This is a genomic window from Actinomadura sp. NPDC049382 (assembly GCF_040677125.1).
Taxonomy (GTDB): domain Bacteria; phylum Actinomycetota; class Actinomycetes; order Streptosporangiales; family Streptosporangiaceae; genus Spirillospora; species Spirillospora geliboluensis.
The window spans coordinates 1-20,154 of record NZ_JBFARO010000036.1 but is presented as its reverse complement, the minus strand read 5'-3'; the positions used below and the strand labels follow the sequence as shown (position 1 = coordinate 20,154).

Sequence of the window (20,154 nt, the reverse complement as noted above, 5' to 3'; positions counted from 1 at the left end):
CCCCATGCCGACCACGGCCGACTACGGCGAGAAGATCCCCAACAACGTCGGCCTGCACGAGGACCGGCGCCTCCAGCGGGCGCTGGAGTCGTGGCAGCCCGACTTCCTGAACTGGTGGGAGTCGATGGGCCCGACCCTGCCCACCCAGGACGTCTACCTGCGGACCGCCGTGAACGTCGGCCGCGAAGGCTGGGCGCACTTCGGGCACGTCGCCATGAAGGACTACCGCTGGGGCATCTTCCTCGCCGAGCGGGACGGCGACCGGCGCATCGGCTTCGGCGCGCACAAGGGCGAGCCCGCCTGGCAGAAGGTCCCCGGCGAGTACCGCGCGGACCTGCAGCGCCTCATCGTCATCCAGGGCGACACCGAGCCCGCGTCCGTGGAGCAGCAGCGCAACCTCGGGGCGACCGCGCCGAGCCTGTACGACCTGCGCAACCTCTTCCAGGTGAACGTGGAGGAGGGCCGCCACCTGTGGGCGATGGTCTACCTCCTGCACGCCTACTTCGGACGCGAGGGCCGCGAGGAGGCCGAGGAGCTGCTGCACCGCAACTCCGGCAGCGAGGAGTCGCCGCGCATCCTCGGCGCCTTCAACGAGGAGACCCCCGACTGGCTGTCGTTCTTCATGTTCACCTACTTCACCGACCGGGACGGCAAGTTCCAGCTCGGCACGCTGAAGGAGTCGGGCTTCGACCCGCTGTCGCGGACCTGCGAGTTCATGCTCAAGGAGGAGGCCCACCACATGATGGTCGGCACCACGGGCATCGACCGCGTCGTGGAGCGGACCGTCCAGCTGATGAAGGAGCACGACACCGACGACGTCACGGCGCACGGCGCGATCTCGCTCGACGTCGTCCAGAAGTACCTGAACTTCCACTACTCGGTGTCGCTCGACCTGTTCGGGTCCGAGACGTCCAGCAACGTCGCCAACTACTACACGGCCGGGCTCAAGGGCCGCTGGATGGAGGGCCGCCGCAAGGACGACCACCGCCTCACCGACGACGCCGCCCTGGTGGACGCCCTGGTGGACGGCGCCGTCGGGCAGACCGAGGTCGCCGCCCTCACCGGCCTGAACACCGACCTGCGCCGCGAGTACATCTCCGACTGCCAGAGCGGCGTCAACCGGTGGAACCGCATCCTGGCCGACGCGGGCCTGCCGCAGCGCCTCTACCTGCCGAGCGTCGCGTTCAACCGCAAGGTCGGCGCGTTCGCCGGCATCGAGGCCACCCCGGACGGCGAGGTCATCCCCGCCGAGGAGTGGGAGCGGCGCAAGGGCGCCTGGCTGCCGACGGAGGTCGACAAGACCCACGTCCGGTCGCTGATGCGCCCCGTCCACGAGCGCGGCAAGATCGCCGCCTGGATCGCCCCGCCCCGCAACGGCATCAACGGCAAACCCTTCGACTACGAGTACGTCCGCCTCTAGGACGCGCCGTTCACGAACGCGACGCCGCCGCGCGCCCGTCCTGGGCCGGCCCGTCCGATGTCAGCGGGCGAGGTGGCGGGAGATGACCAGGCGCTGGATCTGGTTCGTGCCCTCGAAGATCTGCATGACCTTGGCCTCGCGCATGTAGCGCTCCACCGGGAAGTCGCGGGTGTAGCCGGCGCCGCCGAGGACCTGGACGGCGTCGGTCGTCACCTTCATCGCGTTGTCGGTGGCGACCAGCTTGGCGATGGACGCCTCGCGGCCGTAGGGGAGGCCGGCGTCCTTGAGGCGGGCGGCGGACAGGTAGGTGGCGCGGGCCGACTCGACGGCGGCGGCCATGTCGGCGAGGACGAACGCCAGGCCCTGGTGGTCGATGATGGCCTTGCCGAACGCCTCGCGCTCCTTGGCGTAGGCGACGGCGGTGTCCAGCGCGCCCTGGGACAGGCCCGTGGCGACGGCGGCGATGCCGAGGCGGCCCGCGTCGAGGCCGGCGAGGGCGATGGACAGGCCCTGGCCCTCGTGGCCGATGAGGTTCGCGGCCGGGACGCGGGCGTCCACCAGGCGGACGGTCGCCGTGGTGGAGCCCATCAGGCCCATCTTTTCCTCGGGCTCGTCGAACTCCAGGCCGGGGGTGCCGGCGGGGACGTGGAAGCAGGAGATGCCGCGGGAGCCGGTGTCGGCGGTGCGGGCCATGACCGTGTAGAAGTCGGCCTCGCCGCCGTGGGTCGTCCACGCCTTGGCGCCGTTGAGGACGTAGGAGTCGCCGTCCCGGACGGCCTTCGCGCGCATCGCGGCGGGGTCGGAGCCGGCGTGCGCCTCGGAGAGGCAGTACGCGCCGAGCTGCTCGCCCGACAGCATGCCGGGCAGCCACTCCGCGCGCTGCTCGTCGGTGCCGTAGGCGAACAGGGGGAAGCAGGAGAGGGCGTGGACGCTGACGCCGACGCCGACGCTCGCCCACACCGCGCCGATCTCCTCCAGCACCTGGAGGTAGACCTCGTACGGCTGGGCGCCGCCGCCGAACTCCTCCGGGTAGGGGAGGGTGAGCAGCCCGGCCCGGCCGAGCGTCGCGAACACCTCGCGCGGGAACGTCTCGGTCCGCTCCGCGTCGGCGGCGTTCGGGGCCAGCTCCTTGGCCGCGATCTCGCGGGTCAGCGCGATCAGGTCCGCGGACTCGGGGTTCGGCAGGTGCCGGGTGGCGGGCATGGGCGACTCCTTTCGGCCGCTCCAGAGTACCAAGACCGGTACCGGCGAACCTGTTTCGGTACTGCCCTTTGGTAGCGTCTCCCGCATGGACGAGCGGGTCACCCGGGCGGCGCGGCGGCGGGAGGCGCTGATCGGGCGGCTCATGGACGTCTTCCTCGACCGCGGGTTCGCCGAGCTGAGCGTCGCCGACCTCGCCGCGCTGCTGCGCTGCTCCAAGAGCACGCTGTACGCGGTCGCGGCGAGCCGGGAGCAGATCATCGTCGCCGTGGTGCGCGCGTTCTTCCGGCGGGCGACCGAGCGGGTGGAGGCCGCGCTCGACCCGGCCGCCGATCCGCGCGAGCGGGTCGGCGCCTACCTGCGGGCGATCTCGCGGGAGCTGGCCCCGGCGTCGCCCGCGTTCTTCGCCGACCTGGACGCGTTCGCGCCCGCGCGGGAGATCTACAAGCAGAACACCGGGTTCGCGGTCCGCCGGGTGCGGGGGCTCGTCCGGGAGGCCGACGGGCGGATGCCCGGCGCCGACGCGGACTTCGTCGGCGCCGTCGCGGGGCAGGTGATGGAGTCCATCCACCGCGGCGAGATCAAGGCGCAGACCGGCCTGGACGACTCCGCCGCCTACGCCGCGCTGGCCTCGCTGATCGTCGCCCGGATGCGGCCGTCCGGCACCGGCCCCGAGTAGCGCCGCCGGCTAGCGCCGCGCCGTCTGGAGCGCGTGCTCCACGAGGGCGACCAGCACGCCCCGCGCCACCTCCCGGCTCCGCACGTCGCACATCAGGACGGGCACGTCCGGGTCGACGTCGAGGGCGTCGCGGATCTCCTCGACGGCGTAGCGGCGGGCGCCGTCGAACTGGTTCGCGGCGACCACGAACGGGATCTCCCGCTGCTCGAAGAAGTCGATCGAGGCGAAGCTCGACGACAGCCGGCGGGTGTCGACCAGGACGATCGCGCCGACGGCGCCGTAGGCGATCTGGTCCCACATGAACCAGAACCGCTCCTGGCCGGGCGTCCCGAACAGGTACAGCCGGACGCCGCCGGAGAACGTCAGCCGGCCGAAGTCCATCGCGACGGTCGTGGTGGTCTTGCCCTCGACGCCGCCGAGGTCGTCCACCCCGATCGAGGCGTCGGTGAGGGTCTCCTCGGTGCGCAGCGGGCGGATCTCGCTCACCGCGCCGACCAGCGTCGTCTTGCCGACGCCGAAGCCCCCGGCCACCAGCACCTTCAGCGTGTGCATGGGGACGTCGTCGGCCGGCGCGTACGGCGTCGCGGACGGGTCAGAGGCGGCGAAGTTCATCGAGGACTCTCATCAGGATGCGGGGGTCGGGGCGTTCGGACGGTTCCGCCGCCTGCGGGACCTCCTCGATCAGGCCGTACTGGTGCAGGTCCTCCAGCAGGATCTGCACGACCCGGAACGGAAGGTCGGTCTCCGAGGCCAGGTCGGCCGGCGTCGACGGCCGCCGGCACAGCTCCAGCAGCCGCCGCTGCTCGCGGGACAGCCACACCCGGTCGCCCGGGGTGCGGCCGGTCGCGACCAGGATCGTCACCAGGTCGACGACGAGCCCGCGCGGGCGGGTGCGCCCGCGGGTCACCGCGTACGGCCGGACGACCGGGCCGGCGTCCCGGCCGATCCAGCGCTCTCTCGGCGTCTCCACGGTCGCTCAGCCCGACGCACCCGGCCGTACCGACGCGTCCTCGGCCTCGGCGCGCGGCGACGCCGACAGCGCCCGCCGCACCCGCTTGATCAGCATGGTGGTCTCGTAGGCGACGAGCCCGGCGTTGCCGCCCGCGTCGCTGAGCACCGCGAGGCAGCTGCCGTTCCCGGCCGGCATGACGAAGAACAGCCGGTCGTCGAGCTCTACCACCGTCTGCCGCACCTGCTTGGCCTGGAAGTGCTCGCGGGCGCCGTTGGCGAGGCTGTGGAAGCCCGACGACAGCGCCGCGAGGAACTCGGCGTCCTTGCGGGTGACGTCGCCCGAGGCGCCCATGACCAGCCCGTCGCGGGACAGCAGCACGGCCTGGCGGACCTCGCCGACCCGTTGCACCAGATCCTCCAGCAGCCAGTCGAGCTCGCCGGTGGCGTGGCCCTGCCGAGTCATGCTTCCCCCCATTCATCGCGTGGTTCGAGATCGCCCGGTTCGTCGTCGGCGATCCTGCCGCGCAGCCATCCCGACTGTAGCGAGGCCATCAGATCGCGGCTGAGCTCCGGACTCGGCTCCTCGAAGTCCTCGTCCGCCGGGGCGGCCTCCTTCGGCCGCCCGTTCAGCGGGCGTTTGCGCAGCTGAGGAGCGAGGTTGCGCTGCCGGACGCGGCGCGGGAGCCGCCCGGTGACCTCGCTGTCCTCGACCGCGGCCGGTTCCGGATCCTCGTCCAGCGGCCGGGTCCGGCCATTGGCCCGCCCGGGCGGGTCGAAGGACACCGGCGAATCGGCGGCCCCGTCGGAGGAGACCTGCGCGTCGTAGGAGACCCGCGCGTCGGCGGCGGGCGGTGCGAAGGCCGGCGGCGTCTCGAAGGAGACCGGTGTGTTGAAGGCGACCGGGGCGGGCGGGCCGTCCGGCGGCCCGGTGCGCGCCGGCGGGCTCGCCGGGCCGGGCAGCGCGCGGCGGACCGGGCGGCCGAGCCGCGGCGCGCCCGCGCCGACCGGCTGCGCCGCGGCGGTGCCCTCGCCGATCGGCTGCCACTGCTCGTCCAGGACCACCAGGGCGTGCGGGACGAGGACGATCGCGGTCGTGCCCCCGTACGCCGAGGGCTGCAGCGAGACCTTGATGTCGTGCCGGGCGGCGAGCCGCGCGACGACGAACAGGCCGAGCCGCTCGGTGTCGACCAGGTCGAACTCGACGGCGCTGGCGAGGCGCCGGTTGAGCGAGTCCAGCTCCTCCGGGGCGAGGCCGATGCCGCGGTCGACCACCTCCACCGCGAGCCCGTTGGCGACGGTCTCGACCTTGACGGTGACCTCGGTGGTCGGCGGGGAGTAGGCGGTGGCGTTCTCGATCAGCTCGGCGAGCAGGTGGATGACGTCGGCGACCACGTCCCCGCTGACCGCGGCCGACGTCGCGCCGGTCACCTCGATGCGGGTGTAGTCCTCGACCTCGGCGATCGCGGCGCGCACCACGTCCTCGGCGGCGACGGGGTGGTCCCAGGCGCGCACGGTGGGCGACCCGGACAGGATGACCAGGCCCTCGGCGTGCCGCCGCATGCGGGTGGTGAGGTGGTCGAGGCGGAACAGGTCGTCCAGCTCCTCGGGGCTGGACGCGCGCCGCTCCATCTGGTCCAGCAGCCGCAGCTGCCGGTGCAGCAGCGACTGGCTGCGCCACGACAGGTTCACGAAGACCCGGTTGATGCTGGCGCGCAGCTCCGCCTCGCCGATCGCGGTGCTGATCGCCTGCCGCTGGACGGTCTCGAACGCCTCGCTGACCAGCGCGACCTCGCGGGTCTTCCCGGAGGCGGGGCGGGGCGTCTCGGCGTCCAGGTCCACCCGCTCGCCGCGCCGCAGCCGCGCCACGACGCGGGGCAGCCGCTCGTTGGCCAGCTCCTGCGCCGACCGCTGCAGCCGCCGCAGCTCGCCGGCGTGCCGGCGGGCGAACAGCAGCGACAGCACGATGGACGCGATCACGGCGAGCAGCCCGACGCCGCCCGCGAGGTAGACCCGCAGCATGATCCGGTCGCCGGCGGGCTCGACCTCGTCGTGCTGGAGCTGCTGGCCGGCCTTGTAGGTGGTGCCGAGCCACAGCTGCCCGGCGGCCTGGACGGCGGCCTGCCACCGCTGCGGGGCCGGGGCCCGGCCCTGCCGCACGATCGCGGTCTCCAGCGCGACGAAGTCGGCGTAGGCGGGGGAGTTCACGAGGCCGCTCATGGTCTTGGCGACCGAGCCGCTGAGCCCGGCATGCCCGAGCTCGATCAGCTCGGCGCGGGCGCCCGCCCACTCGGAGAAGGCGGCCCGGCCGCCGGCCTTCAGCCGGCCGCCGCCGAGCCCCGTCAGCAGCAGGTCCTCGCGCAGCATGAAGTCGCGCGCCCAGTACATGTAGAGGACGCCGTTGGTCTGCTGGTAGACGTCGACGTCGTCGATGGTGACCAGCGTGGTGAGCAGCCGGACGGTCTTGTCGAAGGCGTCGCTGTAGGCGTTGATGGCCTCCAGCGCCGTGACGTTCCGCGCGGTGATCTGCGACCGGATGCTGGCGAGCTGGTCGAACTGGTTGCCCACGTCCCGGGTGCGCTGGATCCCGCCCTCGGCCATGTGCTCGGTGGCCTGGGGCGAGAGCCCGAGCCTGCGGAACAGGGCCACCGCGCGCTGGGTCTTGGCGACGGCGTCGTGGAACTTCCGCTCGTTCGCCGCGGACGGCGCCACCAGCGCGGCGACGGCCGCGCCGCGCTCCTCCTGCACCGCCTGCATGGCGAGGTTCGCGGGCTGGCCGACCCGGTCGTGGTTGTCGGCGTACTGGTTGCGCAGGAGCGCGTCGTTCAGCGCCGGGATCGCCGAGTACGTCCACAGGGCCACGAGCGAGACCAGCGGGATGGCGAGGAGCAGGACGATCCGCCGCCCGATCGGGCGCGTGCGCGGGCGCCCGTGGGATCTGGGCTCCTGTTCGGGACTCGACAACGGCCCACTCCTGATCGTCGGCGGCCACCTTCAAGGGTGACGAAGCATACTCACGCCGATTTGTCCGGGGCCAGTGCCCTCACCTGCTGGAACTCGCGTCCAGTGGAATGCGGTTCGGGTCGCCGGAGCGAATCGGCGGGTGGTGCGCGCCGATGCCCCCACGGCGCCGGGCTTTCCGGTGTCTTCGCAGGTCAGCGCGTTCTGATTGGCGCCATTTCGGGCTGACCTCGCGGAATGCGTTCCGGTTCTCCCGGTGATGATCGACACGAGCCGTGCAGGCGGTCGGGACGGACCGTGATGGCGCACCGAAAGTCGATCTTGTAAAACGAGGGGAGAATGAGGCCAATATTGGCCGTTTTGATGCAGAGTCGTGTCTTGTTGCGGGAATTGACGCGTGTCAGGCTTCGGGTTGCTTCGTCCCCCCACAAACGGAGACCTGGTATGCGCAGAGCCGCGCTCGCAACCCTCACCGGGCTGTCGCTCGCAGCCGCCACCCTGGCCGCGGTGCCGACCGCCGCGGCGGCCGGACCGGCCGACGCGAAACTGGCCCGGCTGGTCACGCTGAAGAACGTCCGCCACCACCAGCTGAACCTGCAGAAGATCGCGGACGCCAACGGCGGCAACCGGGCCGCCGGGCTGCCCGGCAACACGGTCACCATCAAGTACCTCGCCGACCAGCTCAAGCGGGCCGGCTACAGCCCGGTCGTGCAGAAGTTCACCTTCGATTTCTGGCAGCAGACGGCCGAGCCGGTCTTCGCCGAGACCGCCCCCGAGCAGAAGACGTTCGCGCCGGACACCGACTACGCGACCCTCCAGTACTCCGGGTCCGGCGACGTCACCGCCCCCGCCGCACCCGTCGACAGCGGGGCCACCGGGCTCGGCAGCGGCTGCGAGGCCGACGACTTCGCGGGCTTCCCGGCGGGCGCCATCGCGCTGATCCAGCGCGGCGGCTGCTTCTTCTCCGTCAAGGCCGACAACGCCATCGCGGCGGGCGCGTCCGCCGTGGTCATCTACCAGCTCCCCGACCAGCCCGGACCCGTCGGGGGCACGCTGACCAAGCCGTACGGCATCCCGGTGGTCGGCCCGACCAACGCGGTCGGCAAGGCGCTCGTGGAGCAGGCGAACAACGGCGGCGTGACGCTGCGGGTGAAGACGCAGACGCTCAACGAGAAGCGCGAGACCGCCAACGTCATCGCCGACACCGAGCGCGGCAGGCCCGGCAACATCGTGGTCGTCGGCGCCCACAACGACAGCGTCACCGACGGCCCCGGCATCAACGACGACGGCTCCGGCACCGCGACGCTGCTGGAGATGGCCAAGCAGATCAACAAGCTCGGCTCCAAGGTCCGCAACAAGGTGCGGTTCGCGTTCTGGGGCGCCGAGGAGGAGGGCCTGCTCGGCTCGCAGTACTACGTTGACACCCTCCCGCAGGCCGAGCGCGACAAGATCGCGCTGATGCTCGACTTCGACATGCTCGCCTCGCCCAACTACGTGAACTTCGTGTACGACGGCGACGACAGCGCGGGCGAGAACAACGTCGAGCCGCCTGCGGGGTCCGGCGCGATCGAGAAGGCGTTCACCGACTACTTCGCGAGCCGGGGCCTCGCCACCGACCCGACGCCGTTCAACGGGCGGTCGGACTACAACGCGTTCATCACCGCGGGCATCCCCGCCGGCGGCGTCTTCACCGGCGCCGAGGGCATCAAGACGCCCGCGCAGGCGGCGGTCTACGGCGGTACCGCCGGGGTGGCCTACGACCCCTGCTACCACGCGGCCTGCGACCGCTACGACAACGTGAACCTCAAGGGCTTCGACCAGATGATCGACGCCACGGCCGCGGTGACGCAGCTGTTCGCGCACAGCACGCTGACGGTCAACGGCAACGAGCTGGCCAGGCGCGCTCCTGCCCAGGCCGCCAAGCGCACCGTGCCGGACGAGATCGGCACCTACGCGACCCGGTGACCCGGTAGCCGAGTCTCGGTGAGGGGCGCGCCCGGCAGCGGGCGCGCCCCTCTTCCGTCCACTCCCTCAGCCGAGCGCCTCGGCGATCTCGCGCAGCGCCGGGCGCGGGTCGTCGTCGCCCAGGACCTGCACCGCCACCTGGTCGGCGCCCGCGTCCAGGTGCCCCCGCACCCGCGCGGCCAGCGCCGCCGCGTCGCCCTGCGCGACCAGCGCGTCGATGAGCGCGTCGCTGCCGCCGCCGGCCACGTCGGCGTCGCTGAAGCCGAGCCGCTTGAAGTTGCCGACGTAGTTGCGCAGCCCCAGATACATCCTCGCGGCCTCCCGCGCCGTCGCGCGGGCGCGCGCGGCGTCGGTGTCGAGCACGACCTTCTGCTCGGGGACGAGCAGCGGCCCGGCGCCGAGCGTCTCGCGGGCCTGCTGGGTGTGCTCGGGCGTCGTGAAGTACGGGTGCGCGCCCGCCGTGCGCTCCGCCGCCAGCCGCAGCACCTTCGGCCCCAGCGCGGCCAGCACCCGCCCGCCGGCCGGGACGCCCGCGGCGTCCAGGTCGTCCAGGTAGCGGACGATCGTCTCGTACGGGCTGCGGTACTCCTGCGTCGCCTCCGGGTGGCCGATGCCGACGCCGAGGAGGAACCGGCCGCCGTGCGCCTCGTTCAGCCGGTGGTAGGACGCGGCGACCTCCGCGGCCGGCGTGGCCCACATGTTCACGATGCCGGTCGCGATCACGATCCGGTCGGTGCCGGCCAGCAGCCGCTCGGCGATCTTCAGGTCGCCGCGCGGCGACCCGCCGATCCAGATGGCGCCGTAGCCGAGGTCCTCGACGTCCTTGGCCAGCTCCGGATCCAGCATGCTCCACGGCCGCCAGATCCCGAGCCGGCCCAGTTCGATCTTGTCCATGTCGCCCCCAACACTCGCCGCGGCCGTTTCATGCCCCCTTCCCCGGTGCCAGGATGTGAACATGACCGACCGGCCGCTCCTGCTGCTCCTGGACGGCCACTCGCTGGCCTACCGGGCGTTCTACGCGCTGCCGGTGGAGAACTTCACCACCACGTCCGGGCAGCCCACCAACGTCGTGTACGGGTTCGCGAACATGCTGGCGAACGTGCTGCGGGACGAGCGCCCGACGCACGCGGCCGTCGCGTTCGACGTGGGGCGGCGGACGTTCCGCGCCGAGGCGTTCCCGGAGTACAAGGCGACCCGGACCCGGTCGCCGGAGGAGTTCGGCGCCCAGCTGCCCGTCCTGGACCGGCTGCTCGGCGCGATGAGCGTTCCGGTGCTGCGGGCGCCCGGCTACGAGGCCGACGACGTGATCGCGACGCTCACCGCGGCGGCGGTGGCCGACGGCATGGCCGTGCTGATCGTCACCGGCGACCGCGACGCGCTCCAGCTCGTCGGCGACGACGTCACCGTCCTGTACTTCTACCGGACGGCCGCCGAGATGGTCCGGTACACGCCGGAGGCGGTGCGGGAGAAGTACGGGCTGACCCCGGCGCAGTACCCCGACTTCGCGGCGCTGCGCGGCGACCCGTCCGACAACCTGCCGAGCATCCCCGGCATCGGGGAGAAGACGGCCGCGAAGTGGGTCCGCGAGTTCGGCACCCTCGACGCGCTGCTGGAGCGGGCCGGCGAGGTGAAGGGCAAGGCGGGGGAGAGGCTGCGCGGCGCGCTCGACACGGTGCGGCTGAACCGGCGGCTCACCGAGCTCGTCCGCGACGTGGACCTGCCGGTCGGGCCCGCCGACCTGCGGCGCCGCCCCTACGACCTGGCCGCGTTCACCGCGCTGCTGGACGAGCTGGAGTTCCGCAACGCCAGCCTCCGGCAGCGCCTGTTCGCCGCCGACCCGGGCGGGGGACGTCCCACGGAGGCGGCGCGTCCCGAGCCGGTGAAGGGCCGCGAGCTGGGCCCGGACGAGCTGGCCGGCTGGCTGCACGCCCATGGCACCGGCCTGATGGGGCTGGCCGCCGACTGGACGTGGGCGCGCGGCGCCGGCGACATCGCGCGGATCGCGCTGGCGTCCGGCGACGACCACGCGGCCTCGTTCGAGCCGTCCGCGCTCACCGAGGCCGACGAGCGCGCGTTCGCGGACTGGCTCGACGACCCGTCCCGTCCCAAGGCGCTGCACGACGTAAAGGCGCTGCTGCGCGTGTTCGGCGAGCGCGGCTGGCGCCTGGACGGGGTCGCCATCGACACGGCGATGGCCGCCTACCTGCTGCTCCCCGGCCTGGCCGCCTACGGGATCGCCGACCTCGCGGGCCGCCACCTCGGCCGCCGCCCGCCCGCCGAAGGGGCCGCCGGGCTGATGCTCAGCGCGCGCGCCGTCCTCGACCTGGCCGACAAGTTCGCCGCCGACCTCGCCTCCACCGGCATGGACGCGGTCCTCCGCGACGTCGAGCTGCCGCTGTCGGACCTGCTCGCCCGCGCCGAACGCGCCGGGATCCACGTTGACGCCGCCCTCTTGGACGAGCTGGAGCACCACTTCGCCGAAGGCATGGAGCGCGCCGCCGACGACGCGGCCGAGATCGCCGGGCGGCGCTTCAACCCCGGCTCGACCAAGCAGCTCCAGGAGGTGCTGTTCGGCGAGCTGGACCTGCCCCGCACCAAGAAGATCAAATCCGGCTACTCCACCGACGTGGACGCGCTGACCTGGCTCGCGACGCAGACCGGCAACGGGCTGCCGGAGGTGCTGCTGCGCCACCGCGACCAGGCGCGGCTGCGCACGACCGTCGCCGGGCTGATCCGGGAGATCGGCGCGGACGGCCGGATCCACACCACCTTCCAGCAGACCGTCGCCGCCACCGGCCGGCTCACCTCGACCGAGCCGAACCTCCAGGTCATCCCCGTCCGCACCGAGGAGGGGCGGCGCATCCGGCGCGCGTTCCTCCCCGGGCCCGGCTACGAGTCGCTGCTGACCGCCGACTACGGCCAGCTCGAACTGCGCGTCATGGCGCACCTGTCGAAGGACCCGACGCTGCTGGCCGCGTTCGCGTCCGGCGAGGACCTCCACGCCACGATGGCGGCGCAGGTCTTCCAGGTCGCCGCCGCGGACGTCACCCCCGACATGCGCCGCAAGATCAAGGCGATGTCGTACGGGCTGGCGTACGGCCTGTCGGCGTTCGGGCTGGCCAAGCAGCTCGGCATCCCGCAGGCGGAGGCGCGCCCCCTGATGGACGCCTACTTCGCGCGGCTCGGCGGCGTCCGCGACTACCTCGACCACGTCGTCGCCGAGGCCCGCGCCACCGGCTACACCCGGACCGTCCTCGGCCGTCGCCGCTACCTGCCGCACCTGACCAGCGACAACCGGCAGCGCCGCGAGACCGCCGAGCGGATGGCGCTGAACGCGCCGGTCCAGGGCTCGGCCGCCGACATCGTCAAGATCGCGATGCTGCGGGTGGACGAGGCGCTCACCGCGGCCGGGCTGCGCAGCCGGCTGCTGCTCCAGGTGCACGACGAGATCGTCCTGGAGGTGGCGCCGGGGGAGCGGGACGCGGTCGAGGCGCTCGTCCGCGACCGCATGACGACCGCCTACCCGCTCACGGTCGGGCTGGAGGTCGCCATCGGCGCCGGCGCCGACTGGAACGCGGCCGCGCACTAGGCGCTCGGCGGGCGGCCCTCCCACGCGTCACCGAGCAGGACCCGCAGGCCCTCCTCCTCCACCGGACGCGGGTTCGCGAAGCCCCCGGCGGCGGCCCGCGCGACCACATCGTCCAGGTGGGCGGGGTCGGCGCCGAGGTCCTTGAGCGAACGCGGCAGGCCCAGCGAACCGGACAGCTCCCACAGCGCGCGGGCCGGATCGCCGCCTCCGAGCGCCCGGCGCAGCGCCCGGACGGCGTCCGGCGCCGCCGGGGCGTTGTAGGCGAGGGCGTGCGGCAGCAGGACGGTGTGGGTCTCGGCGTGCGGCAGGTTCAGCGACCCGCCGAGGATGTGGCACAGCTTGTGGTGCAGGCCCATCGTCGTCGCGCTGAGGCAGGTGCCGCACAGCCACGCCCCGTACAGGGCGCGGGTGCGCGCGGGCAGGTCGCCGGGCGACCGCACGACCTCCGGCAGCGCCTCCGCAAGCACCCGGACGGCCTCCTCCGCCATCAGCGACACCACCGGCGACGCGTCAGGGGCGTACAGCGCCTCGACGGCGTGCGCCATCGCGTTCATCCCCGACGCCGCCGACACCGCCGGCGGCAGGCCCAGCGTCAGGGACGGGTCGTAGAGGACCGTCCGGGCCAGCACGCGCTCGTCGCGCCCGGTGCGTTTGACGCCGTCCTCCGTCATGCCCCACACCGGCGTCATCTCCGACCCGGCGTACGTCGTCGGGACGGCCACGATCGGCAGCCCCGTCTCCTTCGCGACCGCCTTGGCCAGGCCGACCGCCGACCCGCCGCCGAACGCGACCAGCCCGTCCGCGCCCGCCGCCGCGGCGGCCCGGCACGCCTCCGCCGCCGCGTCCGCCGGGACGTGCATCACCGCCCCGGCGTGCACGCCGGCGAGCCGGTCCCCGAGCGCCGCCGCGGCGCGCTCGGCGTCCGCGCGCCGCCCCGGCGTCGCGAGGACCAGCACCCGGGACAGCCCGAGCGCGGCAGCCTCGGCGGGCAGGCCGGCGAGCGCGCCCGCGCCGAAGACGACCCGCACGGGCAGCGGCCGGTAGGTGAATCGCAGCGCGTCCATGGCCCGACTCTACGGTCGCGGATTGTCCCGCCGGCGCCCCGATGGGGTAGGGATGTGACGGGGGAGGTACGCATGGAGATCGAAATGGTCGTCGAGATCCCCGGGGGATCGCGCAACAAGTACGAGATGGACCACCGGCTGGGCCGCATCCGCCTCGACCGGATGCTGTTCACCGCGACCCGGTACCCGCACGACTACGGCTACATCCCGGACACCTGCGCGGAGGACGGCGACCCGCTGGACGCGATGGTGCTGCTGGAGGAGCCCACGTTCCCCGGCTGCCAGATCACCGTCCGCAGCGTCGGCGTGTTCTGGATGCACGACGAGAAGGGGCCCGACGCCAAGGTCCTCACCGTCCCATCGCGGGACGTCCGCTACGAGGCCATCCGCGACCTGCGCGACGTGCACGAGCACATCCTCGATGAGATCGCGCACTTCTTCGACATCTACAAGAGCCTGGAGCCGGGCAAGAGCGCCGACGTGCGCGGCTGGCAGGACCGGCAGGTCGCCGACCGGACGATCGTCGAGGCCGCCGAGCGCGCGCGGTCGACCGGAAGCCCGACGGCCTGACCGGGCCTTTACGGCGGGGGAGGGGGCGGCGCACCATGGCGGGCGTGGGCTCCACCGCGGAACCGGTCGTGGTCGCCGGCGCCGGGCCGGTCGGCCTGGTCGCGGCGCTGCTGCTGGCCCGGCACGGGGTGCCGAGCGTGGTGCTGGAGGCCGCCGCGCACCGCGACCCGGCCGGGTCGCGGGCCATCTGCTTCCAGCGGGACGTCCTGGACGTCCTCGACCGGGCCGGCTGCGCCGAGCGGATGATCGCCCGCGGCGTGACCTGGACGACCGGCCGCACCTACCACCGCGGCGACGAGCTGTTCGCCGTCGCCTTCCCCGGCGCCGGGAGCGGCGAGGTCCCGCCGTGGATCAACATCTCGCAGGCCGAGGTGGAGGCGTACCTGCGCGACCTCGCCGCCGCGGAGCCGCTGGTCGAGGTCCGGTACGGGCACCGGGTCCGCGCGGTGCGCCAGGACGGGGGCGGCGTCGAGGCCGACGCCGAGACCGGCGCGGGCGCCGCCACCGTGCGCGGCACGCACCTGGTCGGCGCGGACGGCGGGCACGGCGCGGTCCGGGAGCTGCTCGGCATCGGCTTCCCCGGCCGCACCTTCGCCGACAAGTTCCTCATCTGCGACATCCGGGCCGAGCTGCCGTTCCCGAACGAGCGGCGGTTCTTCTTCGACCCCGAGTGGAACCCGGGGCGGCAGGTCCTCGTCCACCAGTGCCCGGACGGGACGTGGCGCATCGACTGGCAGGTGCCCGCCGACCACGACCTGGCCGCCGAGCGAGCGTCGGGGGCGCTCGACGCCCGGATCCGGAAGATCACCGGGGACGTGCCCTACGAGATCGTGTGGGCCACCGTGTACCGGTTCCACGAGCGGTGCGCCGAGGCGTTCGGGTCCGGCCGCGCGTTCCTGGCGGGCGACGCCGCCCACCTGTACGCGCCGTTCGGGGCCCGCGGGCTGAACTCCGGCGTCCAGGACGCGGAGAACCTCGCCTGGAAGCTCGCGTTCGTCCGGCACGGCTGGGCGCCGCCGGAGCTGCTGCGCAGCTACGACCTCGAACGCCGCGCCGCCGCGCTGGAGAACCTGCGCGTCACCACGCGGACGATGGAGTTCCTCGTCCCGCAGACGCCGGCGCAGCGGGCGCACCGCCTGGAGTCGCTGGAGCGGGCCCGGAGCCATCCGGACCCGCGCGCGATCATCGACTCCGGCCGGCTCGCCGAGCCGTACTGGTACCTGGACTCGCCGCTCACCACCCCGTCCGGCCCGGTGGACGGCTTCCCGCGCGAGCCCGGCGCGGTCCGCCCGCCGGTGCCGGGGGTGCTCTGCCCGGACGGCCCGTGCACCGTCGGCGGCGAGCGCACCCGCCTGCGCCGCCTCTTCGGCACGCGGTTCGTGATCCTGGGCCCTGCCGTTGTGGAGCCGCCCGGCGGCATCCCCTGCGACAGCTACGCACTGGACGACATCGACACCGAAGGGGTGCTCCGGGCGGCCCTGGGGGCGGGCCCGGACACGGTCCACGTCGTCCGCCCGGACGGGCACCTCGCCGCGGTCCTGCCGGACGGCGACCCCGGCGCCGTGGCCGCCGCCGTGCGCCGCGCCTGCGGACGGCAGTGACCGACGTCACCCGTCGCCACCGCCGCCGCCGTGTACCGTCGGTCCTCCCGGGGCGGACGCGTCCCGGCGACCGGAGGTGAGAGCGCATGGGCGCCGCTGGCAGGGAGGGCGCGGACGACGGGATCCGCGCGGACCGTCCGGTGTCGGCGCGGGTCTGGGACTACTGGCTCGGCGGCAAGGACCACTACGAGGTGGACCGGATGGCCGGCGAGATGGTCGCCCGGCAGGTCCCCGGCATCGTCGCCGCCGCCCGCACCGACCGGCTGTTCCTCGGCCGCTGCGTCCGCCACCTGGCGGGCGGGGAGGGCGTCCGGCAGTTCCTCGACATCGGCACCGGGCTCCCGACCGCCGACAACACGCACGAGATCGCGCAGCGCGTCGCGCCGGAGTCGCGCATCGTCTACGTCGACAACGACCCGCTCGTGCTCGCCCACGCGCGGGCCCTGCTCACCAGCTCGCCGGAGGGCGCGACCGACTACATCGACGCCGACGTCCGCGACCCCGGCCGCATCCTCGCGCAGGCCGCCGCGACGCTCGACTTCGACCGGCCGGTCGGGCTGATGATGCTCGCCCTGCTGCACCTCATCACCGACGACGAGGAGGCCCGCGCCATCCTGGACCGGCTCGTCGGCGCGCTCGCCCCGGGCAGCTTCGTGGCGCTGTCGCACGCCTGCCTGGACGTGGACGTCACGCACACCGCCGTCAAGGCGTGGAACGAGAGCGGCACCCCGCACCCGCTCAGGGCCCGGACCGCCGCGGAGATCGAGGCGCTGTTCGACGGCCTGGAGCTGGTGGAGCCGGGCGTCGTGTCGTGCTCCCGGTGGCGCCCCGAGCCCAATCCGTGGGGCGAGCCGCAGGAGACCATGACCTTTTGTGGAGTGGCGAGAAAACTGGCCGCCTGACGAACTTCGTACGAAGATCAGGGGAATTGTCCGACACCATTTCCCGGAGGCAGTCCTTGGCGCATATCGAACTGGACGAGAACGTCCCGGGGCTGCCGTCCCTGCTCCGGTTCCGGCCGGAGACCGCGGGACCGCTGACCGCGCTCGCGGAGGCCCTGCTGCGCGGCCCGAGCCCGCTCCCGCCCGGCGAGCGGGAGCTGATCGCCGCCTACGTGTCCGAGCTGAACGGCTGCCGGTTCTGCGCGTCGTCGCACGGCGCGTGCGCCGCGGTACAGCTGCCCGGCGGGATGACGCTCGTCCAGCAGGTCCACGCCGACCCCGAGGCGGCGCCGGTCTCCGCCAAGCTGCGCGCCCTGCTCGGCATCGCCGCCGCCGTCCAGCGCGGCGGCAACGAGGTCGGCGCGGAGCATGTCGCGGCCGCGCGGGACGCCGGCGCCACCGACGTCGAGATCCACGACACCGTGCTCATCGCCGCCGCGTTCTGCATGTACAACCGGTACGTGGACGGCCTCGGCACCAGCGCCCCGGAGGACCCGGCCGCCTACGTGCGGATGGCCGAGCGGCTCGTCGCCGACGGCTACGGGATCGCCGCGGGCCCGCGCTGAAACCCGGTCGACCGGGGCGCCCCCGGCCGGGATCATGGGTCGGGTGAAGATCCGGCTCACCGGCGGTGTGGTGGCGTCGGGCCGGCATGCCTGGGTCGCCGGGCCCTCCGGCCCGGTGCGGCTGCTGGCGCAGGCGGACGCGCCGCCGGGCGCCGCCGTCGCGCTCGGCCCCGAGGACGCGCCGGACGCGGCCGCCGCCGGCGCCGTCCGCGAGCTGGCCCGCCTCGTCGCGGACGGCGGCATCGCCGCGGCGGGCGCGGGCGTCGACCTCGGCGCCGGGTTCCGCTCCGCGCGGCTGGACGGCGCGCACGGCGACCAGCGCGACGCCGTCATCGCGGCGCTGCGCGCCGTCGGCATGGGCGAGGCGCACCGCCTGGGGCCGCGCGCCGGGCTGCTGGTGGCGATGTTCGGCCCGGCGGTGACGAAGCCGGTCGGCGCCGCCGCCGCGCGGGCCGTGGAGGAGGGGCGCTGGGCGGCGCTGCACCTGGCGTCGGCGGCCAGCGACGTCCTCGGCCCCGAGCAGCTCGAACGGGTCCTCGCCCTGGAGGCGCCCGAGGAGGCCGGGCTCACCCCCGACGGCCCGCCCTCGGCGCTCGCGCGGTACTTCCGGCAGGTGTTCGCGGACGTGCCGGGCCCGCGCAGGCTCCCCCTCGTCCTGGACCTGTGGGAGCGGGTGCTGGAGCACCGGGGCGCGCGCGGCGTCCGCGAGCGGAGGCTGGCGACGCAGGCCCGCCGCGACCGCCTGGCCGACCTGCGCGAGCGCCGCCGCCACCACGAGGACCAGCGGGTGCTGTTCTGGCTGCGGGTCGCGCACGACGACCTCGCCTTCGAACCGTCCCTCGCCGACGCGGCGCGGTGGGTGCCGACCGAGCCGTACTGGCGCGACCGCCTCGACCGGCTGCTCCAGGACGCGCTCGGCGCCACCGCCCTGCTGCGGACCGCGGTCGCCGTCGCCGACCACGGTCTGGGCGCCGGGCTCGACCGCTCGCTGCCGCTGCTGCGCGCCGCCGCCGGCCGGGTCGACGACGCGGTCGCGGCGCATTCGGCGCGGCGGGTCCCGGGCCTCACCGGCCTGCCGGCGCGCCCCGCCGCCCACGTGCGCGACCTCGCGCGCAGGGTCGGCAAGGACGGGCCCCGGGACGCGAAGTTCAGCGCCTACGTCCGGCCCCGGCTGTCCCACGCCCGCGACTACGCGCTCCTGGTCGTCGAGGACGCGCGGGCGCTGCTGGACGACGTGTGCGGCATCGACCCCGACGCGCCACTGGTTCCGGAGGGTGTGGTGCGCGTATGGGCGGGCTCCGGGCTGGCGCGCTGGCGCCAGGACGCCGGGTACGGCGCGGCCCGCCCACCCGCCGAATGGTCCGGCATCCAGCCCTGGACGGCCCCGCTGCTGAACTTCACGGCCCCGCTGCTGCACGGCGCCGCCCCGCTGCGCGAGCGGCTCGGCTCCGCCGCGGACCCCGCCGGCGGCGCCGCCGCCGACCCGGCCGCCGTGGAGAGGGTCGGCGACCTGCTCTGGTACGCCGACCTGATCGACGCGCTCGCCCAGCTGCACGGGCACGAGCGGGCGCGGCCCACCCCGGGCACCGGCGCGCCCTGGTACGACCACGATCCGCCGCCCCCGGAGGACGACCCGCTGCGGCCCGGCCTGGACTCGGTGGCCCTCGCCGTCTCCGGCGCCGCGCAGCTGGTCGCGCTCGGCGGCGTCCCGCCCCGGGCGCCGCGCGGCTGGACGGAGTTCACCGAGGGCCTCATGTCGGCCACCGCGATCGCCACGGCCCTCACCGGCGACTTCGCCGTCCCGCCGCCGCTCGCCGCGCTGGACGGGAGCACCGTCCCCGGCGCGGGCGTGCGCGTCAGGGTGGCGCGCAGCGCCCGCGACCTCGCCGAGTGGGCGGCCTACATGGGCAACTGCATCGCCGAATACGCCGATGAGGCCAGGACGGGCCGCAGCGTGCTGCTCGGCCTCTACGGCGGGGACGGCCTGCTCGCCGCCAACGCCGAACTGGCGGCGCTGAAGCCCGCGCCGCGCGGCTGGCGGGTCGTCGAGATCAGGGCGCGGTTCAACGACGACCCTCCCGCGGAGCTGGAGCGGGCGTTCGAGGAGTGGGTCGCCGCGATCCCCGGCACCGTCCGCGCCGAGCCCGACCCGGCACCGGAGGAGCCGCCGCCGGTCCGTGCCGCGCGCCGCCGCGCCGCGCCCCGCCTGGTCGAGGAGGCCGGCCCGGCGCTCGCTCCGCTCGCCCGGCGGGCGTTCCGCGCCGTCCCGCCCGGGGCGTCCGCCGCGCTCGCCGCCGTGGCCGGGACCGCGCCGGAGGCCGCGCCCGCCCGGCTGCGCCGCCTCGGTGCAGCCCAGCTGGCCGGGGCGGTCCGCCGCGCGCTCGACGGCGGCGCCACCGACCTCGTCGCGCTCTGGACGGCCACCGGGCACCGCCCGCTGGCGTCCGCGCTCGACGCCCTGGACCCCGCCCTGCGCGACCGCTTCGACCGGCTCGAGCTGCTCCTGGGGGAGCCACCGCTGCCGAAGGCGCTGCGCGGGCTCGTCAAGGACCCGGCCCGCAGCGCGACGTCGGCGACCTCCTTGCCCATCGCGGCCCGCGTCATCGCCAGGAAGTCGGCCTCCAGGTCGGCGGGGTCGGGGACGTCCAGG

At 74.4% G+C, this 20,154-nt stretch carries 15 protein-coding genes and 1 pseudogene; 9 read left to right on the top strand and 7 right to left on the bottom strand.

Translation table 11 applies throughout. The annotated features are described in order from the left end of the window. The first annotated feature begins 4 nt into the window (after positions 1-4). Entirely contained in the window at positions 5-1,420 is a 1,416-nt protein-coding gene (gene boxB / locus AB0K34_RS22180; RefSeq protein WP_301176809.1) for a benzoyl-CoA 2,3-epoxidase subunit BoxB, read from the top strand. A gap of 60 nt (positions 1,421-1,480) precedes the next feature. On the opposite strand, the gene AB0K34_RS22175 is transcribed toward boxB, so the two are convergent. Beyond that, positions 1,481-2,623, bottom strand: a complete 1,143-nt coding sequence (locus AB0K34_RS22175; RefSeq protein ID WP_138635382.1) for an acyl-CoA dehydrogenase family protein — start codon at positions 2,621-2,623, stop codon at positions 1,481-1,483. An 85-nt stretch (positions 2,624-2,708) separates the two neighbouring features. On the opposite strand from AB0K34_RS22175, the gene AB0K34_RS22170 reads away from it, so the two are divergent. After that, on the top strand, positions 2,709-3,299 hold the full coding sequence (locus AB0K34_RS22170; RefSeq protein WP_138635381.1) for a TetR/AcrR family transcriptional regulator: 591 nt from the start codon (positions 2,709-2,711) through the stop codon (positions 3,297-3,299). Between the two features lie 9 nt (positions 3,300-3,308). Here AB0K34_RS22170 and AB0K34_RS22165 read toward each other — a convergent pair whose 3' ends face one another. The 4 genes from AB0K34_RS22165 to AB0K34_RS22150 are packed head-to-tail and all read right to left on the bottom strand — an operon-like array spanning position 3,309 to position 7,211. Next, positions 3,309-3,851 (bottom strand): ATP/GTP-binding protein, encoded by a 543-nt coding sequence (locus AB0K34_RS22165; protein WP_240807316.1) that lies wholly within the window; start codon positions 3,849-3,851, stop codon positions 3,309-3,311. Positions 3,852-3,891: 40 nt separating this feature from the next. Further along, entirely contained in the window at positions 3,892-4,269 is a 378-nt protein-coding gene (locus AB0K34_RS22160) for a DUF742 domain-containing protein (RefSeq protein ID WP_138635379.1), read from the bottom strand. A gap of 6 nt (positions 4,270-4,275) precedes the next feature. Beyond that, positions 4,276-4,713 (bottom strand): roadblock/LC7 domain-containing protein, encoded by a 438-nt coding sequence (locus AB0K34_RS22155; RefSeq protein WP_138635378.1) that lies wholly within the window; start codon positions 4,711-4,713, stop codon positions 4,276-4,278. Further along, positions 4,710-7,211, bottom strand: coding sequence for a nitrate- and nitrite sensing domain-containing protein (locus AB0K34_RS22150; protein WP_138635377.1), 2,502 nt, complete (start codon positions 7,209-7,211; stop codon positions 4,710-4,712). Before AB0K34_RS22150 ends, AB0K34_RS22155 begins: the two co-directional genes overlap by 4 nt. A gap of 441 nt (positions 7,212-7,652) precedes the next feature. Here AB0K34_RS22150 and AB0K34_RS22145 point away from each other — a divergent pair, with 441 nt between their 5' ends. Further along, positions 7,653-9,173 (top strand): M20/M25/M40 family metallo-hydrolase, encoded by a 1,521-nt coding sequence (locus tag AB0K34_RS22145; protein ID WP_171068892.1) that lies wholly within the window; start codon positions 7,653-7,655, stop codon positions 9,171-9,173. A 66-nt stretch (positions 9,174-9,239) separates the two neighbouring features. On the opposite strand, the gene AB0K34_RS22140 is transcribed toward AB0K34_RS22145, so the two are convergent. Next, positions 9,240-10,067, bottom strand: a complete 828-nt coding sequence (locus AB0K34_RS22140) for an LLM class F420-dependent oxidoreductase (RefSeq protein ID WP_301178079.1) — start codon at positions 10,065-10,067, stop codon at positions 9,240-9,242. Positions 10,068-10,128: 61 nt separating this feature from the next. Between AB0K34_RS22140 and polA the strand changes: the two genes are divergently transcribed. Next, positions 10,129-12,762: a DNA polymerase I gene (polA, locus tag AB0K34_RS22135; RefSeq protein ID WP_138635374.1), complete on the top strand. Its 2,634-nt coding sequence runs from the start codon at positions 10,129-10,131 to the stop codon at positions 12,760-12,762. On the opposite strand, the gene AB0K34_RS22130 is transcribed toward polA, so the two are convergent. Continuing rightward, positions 12,759-13,826, bottom strand: coding sequence for a maleylacetate reductase (locus AB0K34_RS22130; RefSeq protein ID WP_138635373.1), 1,068 nt, complete (start codon positions 13,824-13,826; stop codon positions 12,759-12,761). The two genes, polA and AB0K34_RS22130, sit on opposite strands and share 4 nt — an antisense overlap. Before the next feature lie 72 nt (positions 13,827-13,898). On the opposite strand from AB0K34_RS22130, the gene AB0K34_RS22125 reads away from it, so the two are divergent. The 5 genes and pseudogenes from AB0K34_RS22125 to AB0K34_RS22105 all read left to right on the top strand — a co-directional run. Then, a complete protein-coding gene (locus tag AB0K34_RS22125) occupies positions 13,899-14,396 on the top strand; it encodes an inorganic diphosphatase (RefSeq protein WP_138635372.1) in 498 nt (165 codons plus the stop codon). Between the two features lie 44 nt (positions 14,397-14,440). Beyond that, a complete protein-coding gene (locus AB0K34_RS22120) occupies positions 14,441-15,997 on the top strand; it encodes an FAD-dependent monooxygenase (RefSeq protein ID WP_240807314.1) in 1,557 nt (518 codons plus the stop codon). A gap of 86 nt (positions 15,998-16,083) precedes the next feature. Then, positions 16,084-16,899: an SAM-dependent methyltransferase gene (locus tag AB0K34_RS22115; RefSeq protein WP_138635370.1), complete on the top strand. Its 816-nt coding sequence runs from the start codon at positions 16,084-16,086 to the stop codon at positions 16,897-16,899. A 56-nt stretch (positions 16,900-16,955) separates the two neighbouring features. Then, complete coding sequence (locus AB0K34_RS22110) at positions 16,956-17,504, top strand: carboxymuconolactone decarboxylase family protein (RefSeq protein ID WP_138635369.1); 549 nt, start codon at positions 16,956-16,958, stop codon at positions 17,502-17,504. A 43-nt stretch (positions 17,505-17,547) separates the two neighbouring features. Beyond that, positions 17,548-20,154: pseudogene (locus tag AB0K34_RS22105) on the top strand (hypothetical protein); the annotation flags it as partial.